At 66.4% G+C, this 10,740-nt stretch carries 8 protein-coding genes and 2 pseudogenes; 3 read left to right on the top strand and 7 right to left on the bottom strand.

The features are described from left to right. From VF697_RS23980 to tnpB (VF697_RS23965), 4 genes and pseudogenes are all read right to left on the bottom strand, one after another. A pseudogene (locus tag VF697_RS23980) lies at positions 1-269 on the bottom strand (hypothetical protein); the annotation flags it as partial. Further along, positions 266-1,405, bottom strand: coding sequence for a DGQHR domain-containing protein DpdB (dbpB, locus tag VF697_RS23975; RefSeq protein WP_331098789.1), 1,140 nt, complete (start codon positions 1,403-1,405; stop codon positions 266-268). The gene dbpB and the pseudogene VF697_RS23980, both read right to left, overlap by 4 nt. Continuing rightward, positions 1,402-1,557 carry a hypothetical protein gene (locus VF697_RS23970; RefSeq protein WP_331098787.1) on the bottom strand — a complete coding sequence of 52 codons (156 nt, stop codon included), beginning with the start codon at positions 1,555-1,557 and terminating at the stop codon, positions 1,402-1,404. Before VF697_RS23970 ends, dbpB begins: the two co-directional genes overlap by 4 nt. Positions 1,558-2,648: 1,091 nt before the next feature. Next, the gene (gene tnpB, locus VF697_RS23965) at positions 2,649-2,975 is read right to left on the bottom strand and encodes an IS66 family insertion sequence element accessory protein TnpB (protein ID WP_331098785.1); all 327 of its coding nucleotides are present in this window, start codon (positions 2,973-2,975) and stop codon (positions 2,649-2,651) included. A 663-nt stretch (positions 2,976-3,638) separates the two neighbouring features. On the opposite strand from tnpB (VF697_RS23965), the gene VF697_RS23960 reads away from it, so the two are divergent. The 3 genes from VF697_RS23960 (at position 3,639) to tnpC (ending at position 5,996) form a co-directional block, all read left to right on the top strand. Beyond that, positions 3,639-4,046, top strand: coding sequence for a transposase (locus tag VF697_RS23960; RefSeq protein WP_331098783.1), 408 nt, complete (start codon positions 3,639-3,641; stop codon positions 4,044-4,046). Beyond that, on the top strand, positions 4,043-4,441 hold the full coding sequence (gene tnpB / locus VF697_RS23955; protein WP_331098781.1) for an IS66 family insertion sequence element accessory protein TnpB: 399 nt from the start codon (positions 4,043-4,045) through the stop codon (positions 4,439-4,441). The genes VF697_RS23960 and tnpB (VF697_RS23955) overlap by 4 nt, the downstream gene beginning before the upstream one ends. Before the next feature lie 85 nt (positions 4,442-4,526). Further along, complete coding sequence (gene tnpC, locus VF697_RS23950) at positions 4,527-5,996, top strand: IS66 family transposase (protein WP_331098779.1); 1,470 nt, start codon at positions 4,527-4,529, stop codon at positions 5,994-5,996. A 666-nt stretch (positions 5,997-6,662) separates the two neighbouring features. Here tnpC and dpdD read toward each other — a convergent pair. From dpdD to VF697_RS23935, 3 genes and pseudogenes are all read right to left on the bottom strand, one after another. Then, positions 6,663-9,008 (bottom strand): protein DpdD, encoded by a 2,346-nt coding sequence (dpdD, locus tag VF697_RS23945; RefSeq protein ID WP_331098777.1) that lies wholly within the window; start codon positions 9,006-9,008, stop codon positions 6,663-6,665. Continuing rightward, positions 9,005-9,544 carry a phospholipase D-like domain-containing protein DpdK gene (dpdK, locus tag VF697_RS23940; protein ID WP_331098775.1) on the bottom strand — a complete coding sequence of 180 codons (540 nt, stop codon included), beginning with the start codon at positions 9,542-9,544 and terminating at the stop codon, positions 9,005-9,007. Before dpdK ends, dpdD begins: the two co-directional genes overlap by 4 nt. Next, positions 9,541-10,740: pseudogene (locus tag VF697_RS23935) on the bottom strand (helicase); the annotation flags it as partial. The gene dpdK and the pseudogene VF697_RS23935, both read right to left, overlap by 4 nt.

The raw sequence follows: 10,740 nt of genomic DNA, 5'->3' as shown, positions 1-10,740 counted from the left end.
GGGCTCGTTGCGCGGTCCACGCGGAAGAACTGGGGCGCACCGAGCCGCTGCAGCCGGTGGCGCTGGGCCAGTGTGTAGCGGCTGCCGAGCGTGCCGAAGCCATCGACGATGCCCTTGGAGACCAGGAGGCCATCGAAGGCGGGGGCGGAGAAGACCTCGTGCGCGTAGAGGTCATCCCGCTGACGCTGGCGGGTTACCGACCGGCGCTCGCGCTCGAAGTCGAAGGTGGGATCGACGAGATCCTGGCTGTCGGGCAAGAAGAACTTCACGAGAGGGTCCGTCGGTTGTTCAGGTAGGCGCGAAGCAGGACGTTGGAGAGAAGGCGGAGGTGCTGGGGCGTATTTTGCACCTCATTCCAGTCCAGGCCCATCTCCTCCCAGTGTCCATCCGTCCAGTGGCAGAGGGGTTTGATTCGCGTGAGTTCCGCTCGTACCAGCTGCGGGGCTTTGGTGCCATGGATGTCGATGCTACCCATGACCTTGTCCATGAGGCGTCCCATGGCGCAGATGCCCGCTCCGTGCATGAGCCGACTACGAGTAGACGGCTTGCCCCATGCCTCCGGGAAGACGTCCCTCACGGCCGTCCAGAAGAGGAGGAGCAACTTCCGTACCGCGGCGAAGTCCGTTTCCCCACTGGCGATGTTGCGGTAGGGGAAGAGGCTACCGCTTGGGGACGAGAGGCTGTCCTGCAGCATCTTCACCACGGCCGTGTCGGTGACAACAGCGGAGCTGCGGGTAGCCTCGTCCTGGGATGAGCGCCGGATGAGTCCCTTGAAGGGGGACTCGGGGTCGCGGTTGAGGAGGTCGCACAGGGCGGCGGGGGCCTTCCGGACGGCGAGGTTGCTGGGCAGAAGCGTCGAGACCTCGGGCAGCAACTCGGTGATGAGCCCGCGGGGCAGTGGCTTCGTGTTGTTGACACGAAGGAACTGGTCCCGCTGCAGATCCACCTCGTCCGCCACGAAGGCGTTGACGGGGACGGGGAAGTCCTGCCGCTTGCACTGGGCGAGGGCGAGGGCTCGCTGCTGGCCGTCCACGATCCAGGCGGGCTTGGGGTGGCCCGGCTTCGGTAAGGGAATGTGGAGGGTACCGGCCTCGGCGATACCCGGGTCGACCTTGGGGCCTCGGACCTGTTTGAAGACGGCGTCAGACGAGAGGGCGAGGATGATGGAGTTGGGGAAGAGGACTTGGTCGCCGTTGAGGTACTCGGCGATGTTGCGGACGTGCTTCTTCACCTCGGGACGCTGATAGCCGAGGAGGGCTCCGGCCGGGTCTCGCGAGACGCGTGACACATCCGCGATGCGCAGCAATTCGGATGCCGTGAGCGTGAAGAGGTAGAGCGGATGCTTTGGATGCTGCTCGATGCGGATGGCACGGCGCAGGATGACTGCGGGCTCGGGTCGCCTCATGTGCGCTCCTGTAGCTCGGTGAAGAGCCGCTTGAATCGCTGCTGCTCACACGCAAGCCCGCTATCGCGCAACTTCCGCAGGGCCGCGCTACAGGACAGGGCCTCCGTATGCAGTGCCCGTACGATGAACTCCCGCACTTGGTCGTCCGTCATGGGCGTCCGCTCGTAGCGCTTGGGGGGAGCGCTGCGCTGGATGAGGCGCTCGTAATACTCCCGAACTTGCGGGGCGTCTAAAAACCTGGTCTCGGCCTGCGCGTGCTGGAGGACATCGCGGGCAACACGGGCATGCAGGGACAGTCGGGCTCCGCCCATCTGGGACTGCAGGTGGGCACTTGATGGTATCCAATGAGGGGCTAGTGGGCCGGTGGAGAGAGGGGAGGGCGTCGAGATGATGAGCAGTTGCTCGGGACGATGAATGGCGCCTGCTGCACGGAGCAGATCATCCTGAAGCGCTGCTACATAGGCGGGGGAGGCCACGACAAGAATGCGGGCGTGGGGGTTTCTCTTGGCAAGGCGGCTGATGCTGCGAGGCTCGCTTGACGCGGGAACCAACTCCTCGGAGAGGGCCTGCCACCACTGGCGGTGAGCCGCAGCCGTACCCCGCGTGGGGAAATCCGAGCCGACGGAATCCGCGTGGCCTCTGCTGAAGGTTGCTGAGTAGGGCCGAATGGCTGCGTTCGCTGGGATGAGCCCGTACCCTGCGGATGCCACCCAGAGTTGGGGCTGGAGGTGGGCTTGGTGCGCCAAAGCGGGAAGCTCCATGATGACGCGCCAATGATCGCCCGCGTACAGATCCTGTGGGTGGGTGGTCGAATGTGGATGGGTCCGCAGATTCTCCCACCAGCGCCTTGCTCGTGTCCTGATGTCCGGCGCACGAATCTCCCGAAGGCGTAGTTCTGGGGGAACGGGCACGCGCTTTCTGTCGGTGCAGCTGGCGATGATGTGGATGTCTGTCGGCATGGCACTTGGAGCGAGTTGGCGCCGCTATAGTCGGAAGCAGCGTGTTTGGTCCTCTTTCGGAGAGGAAGCGACCTCGGTGCAATTATCCACACCCTCGCCACATAAATATCAGAGGTACTGTAGCGCATGACGAATCATGTAGTTACGAAGTAGGTGACTTTAAAAGTTCTATCGCCAAGAAGAGGAAAATAGAAGACGTAGTTTTTTCGATCTGTGATTTCGCAGAAACTGCTGACAAAGAAGTGTGATGTGGAGCGCATGACTGGCAGGTTCTGCCTCCCGCCTCACTCCGACAAGCCTCGAAGCACGTCATTGGCCGGATGGGGACGACGAGCTGCTGTCGCACGAGTAAGGTGGCTGGGCGTCGCGGACTCCTCCTGAGTGCTCCCCCGGTCGCAGCCCGACCAACTCATCGCTGCCGGCCAGCTCGCGATCATCGCCGAACACGGACACCATCCGTCCTCAAGCACCGGCATCACGTAGTCCGCCGGACGGGTACGGCGCTTGTAGTAGAAGACGAAGCCGCTGCGGTTGAAGGTGGGAATCTTCACCCTGTCGCCCTTGCGGCTGACGAAGACGAAGAGGTGCCCCGAGTACAGTCCTCGCCCCATGCGGTGTGCGCCCAGGCCATGAGCCCTTCTATGGAATTGCGCATGCCCACTGGCTGGGTGGCCAGCAGAATCCTCACCGAGCCGGGCAGTGTCAGCGCGCCTTGCGCTCCAGCGCTGCCACCAGTCGCGCTACGCACTTCCACGTCCGTGCTCACCGCGAAGCTCACGCGCTTGTCGCTGGCGGTGAGCACCTCAAGGGTGTCTCTCCCATGCTCCACCGGGGCTGCCCTCACCTGTACCGGAAGCAGCAGTACTGGCTCCTCGACAGGCGCTCTCGCCTGACGCCTACGCCGGTACACCCACGACTACAACGTGCTCAGCGTCATGCTCCGACGCTCCTCGAACTCCTTCTGCGTCAGCCCGCTCGCCTCGTACTCCTCGGCGACCCGGACCCACTCCGGCTTCTCTCTGCTTCGACATGCCCGGCTGGCTCTATTGGCTCCCTCACCCCGGCCAAGCTCCCCAGCACGTCATTGCCGGGCGGATACTGTCCACCACTGTCTCGGGCTTGCTCCAGCGCTGGACCGTGCGCGGGCTGACGCCCAGCCGTGAGCACGCGGCCTCCAGTCGCACGCCCTCGCGCAGGGCCTCGTCCACCAGCGACAGCACTACGTCGTAAGTACTCGCCGGAGCCCGTCGTGACGTAAGCGCAGAGGCGTGAGCATGTCCGTCGCCACCAAGGAGGCGGAAGCGATGGACATGAAGGAGCAGGCGGAAAAGTTCCGGCGGCAGGTACTTGAGCGAGGCGAAGTGGGCCCGCGGACGCGCTACACGCAGGAGCAGAGACAGGAAGCGGTGGAGTACATGAGAGCCCGCCAGCAACAGGGGGCGAGCAGGGAGGAAGCGGCGAAGGAGTTGAGCGTGAGCAGTTGGACGCTCAGCCGCTGGGGCAGCGCAGCTCGCCGTGCCAGCCAGGAGGAGCCCGCGAGGGCGGCGCTGGTGCCGGTGGAGGTGAAGGAGGCGCGCCCCGAGGCCAGAAGAGGGGGAGTGGTGGTGCACGGCCCCGGGGGAGTACGGGTAGAGGGCCTGTGCGTCGAGGACGCGGTGAGGTTGCTGCGAGGGCTGCTGTGATTGGCTCCACGCGCAGGCTCGCGGTGTACGCCTACGGGCAGCCGTGCGACATGCGCAAGAGCTACGACGCGCTGAGCGGGCTGGTGACGCAGGCACTGGGCCGCGACTTCCTGTCGGGCGACGTCTTCCTGTTTGTCGGACGCGACAGGAAGAGGGCCAAGGCGCTCTTCTGGGACGGCACCGGCTTGTGTCTGTACGCCAAGCGGCTGGAGAAGGGACGTTTCGCCCCGCTGTGGCAGCGAGAGAGGGGCGCGCAGCCGCTGGTGCTGACGGTGTCGGAGTTGGCCCTGTTCCTGGAAGGCAGCGAGCTGGTGGGACGAGCGCCGCTGTCGCCGGCGCCGTACACGCTGGTGCCCCTCTTCCAGCCGGAGGAGGCCGGTGCGGTGACTTCGTGAGTCATGCGGCGCGGACTACTTGCGCGGGAGGGCGGAGCCATGTCACTACCGGCGTATGAGCTTCCAGCTGGAAACGGAGAAGGACATGGAGAGGCTGCGTCAGGCGGCGCTCCTGCTGGAGGCGGAAAACAGACGCCTGGTGGCGCGCGTGGTGGAGCTCACGCGCAAGCTGATGAGCGCGCAGGGCAAGGACGCCGAGGAGTTGCAGCTGCGCTTGCAGGAGGTGGAGCGTCAGCTGGCGCAGCGCACCGCGGAGCTGTTCGGCCGCTCCAGCGAGAAGCGTCCCCGTCCCAGACAGGACGAGGGGGACAAGCCCGAGGAGGCCGTGCCCCAGCAAGGCCATGGCCCGCGTCCCCAGCCCACGCTGCCCTTGCTGGAAGTGGTGCACACGCTGGACGAGCCAGACAAGCAGTGTCCCAAGTGCGGTGGGGCGCTGGCCCAAATGCAGGGCTGCTACGAGGAGTCCGAGGAGGTGGACGTGGTGGAGCGGCGCTTCGTGCTGCGCCGCCACAAGCGACAGAAGTACCGCTGCTGCTGCGGCGGGTGCGTGGAGACAGCCCTGGGCCCACCCAAACTCCAGCCCGGCGGGCGCTACTCCGTGGACTTCGCCGTGGAAGTGGCCGTCGCCAAGTACCTCGACCACCTGCCGCTGGAGCGGCAGGTGAGAAGCATGGCGCGCGAGGGCCTCACGGTAGACAGCCAGACGCTGTGGGACCAGGTGGAGGCCCTGGCCCGGCTGCTCTCCCCCGCGCATGCTGCGCTGCACGCGGCGCTGCTGACACGCGAGGTGCTGGGCGGTGACGAGACGCGCTGGCCACTGCTCGGCAGCAAGAGCCAGAAACGCTGGCATGCCTGGGCACTGTGCGCGCCCGACGCCGTCGTCTACCGGATTGCCGAGGGCCGCACCGCCGAGGAGGCCCGGGACATGCTCGAGGACTTCTCTGGAATCCTCATGGTGGACGGGCTGGGCAGCTATGAAAGTTACGCCGGGCACGGCGGGCGCTTCACCCTGGTGAACTGCTGGGCTCACGTGCGACGCAAATTTGTCGAGTGCGAGGAGAAGTTTCCCCAAGCCAGCGAGGCCATTGAGCTCATCGGCGAGCTATACGCGCTGGAGCGCAAGTATAAGGAGGGGCCACCGGACGCGGCGCGGCTGCTTCAGCTGCGCCAGCACGAGAGCCGGGCTGTAATCAACCGGCTGCACCAGTGGGCGCGCGGGGTGCAAGCCCTGCCCGGCAGCGCCCTGGGGCAGGCCGTGAAGTACATGAGCAACATGTGGACGGGGCTGACGCGCTTCTTGTCGGACGCGCGAGTGCCGCTGGACAACAACGCCACGGAGCGGGCGCTGCGCGGGCTGGTGGTGGGCCGCAAGAACCACTACGGCAGCCGCAGTCGACGCGGCACCGAGGTGGCGGCTCTCTTCTACAGCCTGCTGGAGACGGCGAAACTGTGCGGGGTGGAGCCCAAGCGCTACCTGCGTGAGGCCGCGCTGGCCGCGCTGCGAGGGGAGGAGCTTCCTCTACCCCACCAGCTCGTGGAGGCCGCGGCCGGCTGAAGAGCCGCGCTGCTCGCCACTTCCGCTGTCACTTGGCCGCCACGACAGCCTGCATCGTCGCGGTGCTCGTCACCTCACGCCTTGAACTCAACGTCAACCTCCGCCTCCACGGGCTGCGGCGAGGTTTTACACTACGTCTCGCTCGGCTCGGACGGCTTTTCGTCCTCCGCACTGTGTCTGTCGTCCTACCCCAGTGCCTGAAGTTTTTTGCTAGTACCAGCAGCGTCGTCGTGTCGGCCAGAGCCTACTCCTTGCGCCGCAACTCCCTCTCCAACTCCTTCACCCGCTTCTGCACCTCGGCGACACGACGTCGCTGAGCTCCCGACGGCCTGCCACTACTATCCGGCGCGGCGCTCCCACTGCTGTCTGACGCTACTGATTGAGCACCTCCTCACGCAGCCCCTCCTGGCGCGGCAAGGCCGCGTGTCGTCCGCCCTCCAAGTCATGAGCCGCGGCCAGCACATGCAGCTTCTCCTCCGCCGTTCACCGCTTGGACGCCACGGCAACTTCCAGCATCTTCTCCTCAGACGAAGGCGGCGTGGCCTCTCGCTCGAGTGCTGCCCTCAACCACTGCGAGAGCGTCGGCTGCGGTACCCCCATCTGCTCGGCCATTGTCGAGGCGCTCACGGCCGGTAGCGAGCCGCGTGCGTGTCCTTTGCCACTCGCTCACGCGGGAGCTTTCCTTCCAGCTCCTTTGCCGTCGCGGAGAATGAAGTCTCGAAGGGCCTGGAGCATGCTCGCGCTTCCTTGCCCGGACGCGTAGAGGGTGATGGCTTCGGATGGTCGGTGGATGTCGATGAACCCGGTTGCCGCGTGTTTTGCTGCGGCGGTGGCAATGACGAAGATATCCGCAGTCGCGGCCTGTTGTTTCAGCGAGGGGGAGCCACCCACCTTGTCGGTGAAACACACCACCCGCGCCGTTGGGGCGAGTTCACTGATGATCCGGGCAACCCGTTTGAGTGTGGGTTCCTTCAATGAATAGAGGGCGATCCGCCGCCCGGAGAGTGCCGAGGAGAAGTTCTCGCCCGCGTCGGAGTCTTCTCCTGACATCTCGCTGAACATCCGCGCGACATCGGGAGGAACCTCCAGTTGCAGTTCCGCCGCCAAGACTTGGAAGAGTAACACTTGGTCCTGGCTTGAGCGGCGCGAGTGCTGGCGCAGGTAAGCCGCGGTTGCATGGAAGAACTGTGTCCGCGCGTCCGGCTGCGCGGCCGGATGGCCGATGAGCATGTCCAGCGTGTCGAGCGCCCAGTCCCCGAGGGTGGCCGCTCCGATGCGCTGCCAAGTTTCCTGAAGGGTCCAGAGGGCGTCCTGGTACTCTTTCGCGGAGAGCCCGATCTTGAGCAGGGCCTCGGTGAGCTCGGTGAGTATCCGTAGTTGCTCGGTGCGCACCTGCTCATCCAACATCACCACGCCCGCGAGCTCCTGCAGCACGGGCTTGAGAACGCGTTCCGGTTCATCCGAAGCCAGCAAGAAGTGGAGCAGGTGCGGCATGCCATTGCGGAGCGTCTCGTCGCCCCAGGGCCGACGGGCCGCCTGGAGGGCCGCCGCCGCCGCGGTGACGCGCGTCTGACCCGCGAGCCACGCGTCGCGAGACCACTCGCGGACGCCTCGTTCGAGCACCTCGAGGGCCGTGGGCCACTCGGCCTCATCCTTCAGCCGCTCGAGCCAGGCCACGAGATCTCCCGGCACGATGGGGGCTGGCGTGGGCGCGGCGGCAGCGGGAGCCCGCGGCTGGGAAGGACTCGTCGTTATGTCGAGGAGTCTGTCCCAGAGGGTGCGAAGGGGGGCGCGCTCGCGCAGCACATCCCGTTGAACGGCGGGAGCGCCCTCCACCTCCGCCAGGGCCCGGGCCGCTGCATCCAACGTGTCGAGGTCTCGCGCACAGCGCAGGAGCAGCACCAGCCGCTCGAGACTGCCTGGAAGCGCCAGGGCTTCCTGGAATGCACGCTCGACATCGCCTTGGTTGTAGGCGTTCCGGGCTTGTTCCAGCGCCGTGGTGGCGAGTGCAGGCGCGAGCGGCTCCGCGCCGGGCACGAGTGCCGCCAACGCCGCCAGATAGGGACGATCGGCGGCTTCACTCGGGTGGGCCGCGAGGAGCGCGTCACGCAGTGCCGGACGCGCGGTGGCCGCAGCGAGCATCATGAAGCTCTTCGCGGCTTCGGGCGCATCCAGCCCTTGCCTCGTCCGGAAGAGCGCGGGCCACGGCTGCCAGAGCTTCTCCTTGAACCGTTCCACGGCTCCCGCGGCATCACCGGTGCTCTCGAAATGCTGGAGCTCACGAGCGTAGAGCGCCCGGATGAGTGCCTGGGTCACCCGGCGGGGCCGCGTGAGCATCACGAGGGTGTAGAGCCGGGGTTCCTCGAGTATCGCATCCCACGCGCGGAGGCTCTCCAGCCGCAGGATCTCAAGGAAGAAGTGGTTCTGGGCCGACAGCCGGCCCAGGCGGCGCAACTCCGCGATGTACTCCGCCGCCCGGGTGCCGTCCCCGACACGCAGGGCGTACTCGAAATCGCTGAGGATGCGTCCCACCGGCCTGGCCGTCGCGGCGGTACGTGCGGGGCGCTCCTTGCCAAGGGCACGGAAGAGCAACAGCTTCGCCCGCACCGGTTCGATCAGGTCAGGGTCCTGGACCCGGATCCGGTAGGCTCGCCCAGGTACGGACTCCTTCACGAGCGCATCGATGGGATCCTTGTCATTGAAGCGGCTCCACGCGAGCCACGGTCCCACGTAGGAAGGACCCAGCAAGGCCACCAGCTGCTCGCGCAGTGAGCGGGCGCCACGGTCGGTGGAGGCCAGGATGTACCAGTCCACATGGCCGTTCTCCCGGGACCGGGGCAGGCAGATGAAGTCAGCGTTGGACTTCAGGTCGTCGAGCCATGGTTTGATCCGCTCGCGGATGTCGGGCGAGAGGTTTCCCTGGGTGATCGCATCCCACTTCAGCCTGTTGCCGGGGCCGAAGAACCGCTTGGCGAAGTCGGGCGGAAGCCATGAGCCTGCGGGTTTGCTCACAGGACACCCCCGTACTCCGAATGGAAGTCGAGCCGCATCTTGGCGACTTCGGCCTTGTCCCTCTCTAGTGTCACCAACTCCGTTTGCAACTCCACGCCGCTGAAGGTGAAGTTCATGGAGCCGGTGAGTCCGAAGTCGTCACCCACCAGCCCCTTGGCATGCAGCACGTCGCGCTGGAGGAATGTGAACGCATCCGCCGGGATGCGTCCCTCCAGGGAATTGCGGAGGGTCATGGCGAAATGCACGCTCTCTCGCTCCGGGCGCACCGCCAGCACCACGCGTGTGCCGCGCTCGAGCAGCTTGTAGAGAACCTGCTGCAGATGGATGCCGGCTGCTGGCAGATCCGGCACCAGGCTCCGGAACATCGCCGACCGGTTGTCGATGATCTCGATGTTCCTCACCCAGGGAGAGACGAGCCACAGGCAGCGGCTGGGCAGCAGCAGCTCCCGGACGAAGAGTCCCTGGAGCACCTCCCGGATCTCGTGCCGCGAGGCGGAGGAACTGCGCAAGATGTGCCGCGTGGAAGCCTGCGTCATTGCACTGCCTCCAGGAGATCGAAGGTGACGGCGATGCGCCCTTTCTGACGGCGCGTGCCCCGGACCCTGGGGTGGATCAAAAGCGCGCCGATGTCCAACGGCTCGATCAGCATGGCGAGCATGGCCTCGCGGAGCTTCCCGGGCTCGCTTTCTGGCGCCGAGAGTCGGGCGTGTCCATGCGTGATGAGCCGGTCCGTCAGCACCGCGAGCCAGTCCGGCTCCTCCATGCGCACCTCGATATCCTGCTTAGGAAGGAGGGCCTCAAGGAGGAGCCGGTCGGAGGCGGGCAGGCTGGTGTAGGGGTTGGAACTTTTGAGGCTCTCGGCCCGGACGCCCGAGCCCCGGGGCCACAACAGGCCCAGCAGGGTGGAATAGCGCCACCCGCGCCGGTCACCCGCTGGAACCTCGCTCGCCCGCGTGAGGGTCGAGTCGAGCGCGTCGTTCTTGCTCTCCCACAGGGCGATGAGCCGGGGGTCGAGCTCCACGCCGAGCCTCGCCTCCGCGTCGTCCCAGGCGGCGAGCAGCCGCGCGAGCATCGCGTCCGTGGCCGCCGAGCTCCCGGGACGCAGCAGCCGGGCGAAGAGCGCAGCGACGAACGGCTGATTCACCAGGAAGCCCCGATCCGACAGCAAACGCCGCAGGTGATTCGAGCGCTCCACCCAATTCTGGTGCGACTCGGACCTGCGCACCTGTTCCATCGCGCTCACCAGCTCCTCGTCCCGGCTGGAGTCCGCCGCGCACAGGCGCGAGAGGATCGCGCGGAGTTGGGCGTCGACCTCCTCGAAGTCCGAGGGTGCGATCACCGAATCGAGCAGGCCGAAGAAGCGGCGCGGATCCTCTCCGTAGCGCGACAAGAAGTATTCGATAACGGCCGCGCCCCCCAGCGCGGATTCCGTCACCCAGAACCGGTCCCCGGGTCCGGGTCCCACAGCATCCAGATCCAGCAGCAGGTCTTCCGCGTCGATCTGGGTGCAGAGGATGCGAATGGCCTCAAGGCATGCCGTTCCCAGCGTGGAGCGCACCCGCCTGCGGAGCCACGGCTCCCACGAGGCATCCGGCGCGATCCACAGCACCTTGGCCGCCTCTCCCAGGACCGTGATGACCATCTTGTTATTGAGCAGCTCGAGGAGTTCCTGATGGCGCCGCCCCCGCTCGACCTCCCCCGAGGCCTCCTCGCCACCCTCCTCGGTGGCGGG

Origin of the sequence: Archangium sp., assembly GCF_036388035.1 — a bacterium.
In the GTDB taxonomy this organism is placed as follows: domain Bacteria; phylum Myxococcota; class Myxococcia; order Myxococcales; family Myxococcaceae; genus Archangium.
Note: the sequence above shows the minus strand (reverse complement) of the source record. Positions and strands in the feature narration are given on the sequence as shown.

What these genes read in the sequence shown, in the direction of transcription:
- dbpB (WP_331098789.1), bottom strand. Translation starts at nt 1,405, where the DNA reads ATGAGGCGACCCGAGCCCGCAGTCATCCTGCGCCGTGCCATCCGCATC.
- VF697_RS23970 (WP_331098787.1), bottom strand. Translation starts at nt 1,557, where the DNA reads ATGACGGACGACCAAGTGCGGGAGTTCATCGTACGGGCACTGCATACG.
- tnpB (WP_331098785.1), bottom strand. Translation starts at nt 2,975, where the DNA reads ATGGGGCGAGGACTGTACTCGGGGCACCTCTTCGTCTTCGTCAGCCGC.
- VF697_RS23960 (WP_331098783.1), top strand. Translation starts at nt 3,639, where the DNA reads ATGTCCGTCGCCACCAAGGAGGCGGAAGCGATGGACATGAAGGAGCAG.
- tnpC (WP_331098779.1), top strand. Translation starts at nt 4,527, where the DNA reads ATGGAGAGGCTGCGTCAGGCGGCGCTCCTGCTGGAGGCGGAAAACAGA.
- dpdK (WP_331098775.1), bottom strand. Translation starts at nt 9,544, where the DNA reads ATGACGCAGGCTTCCACGCGGCACATCTTGCGCAGTTCCTCCGCCTCG.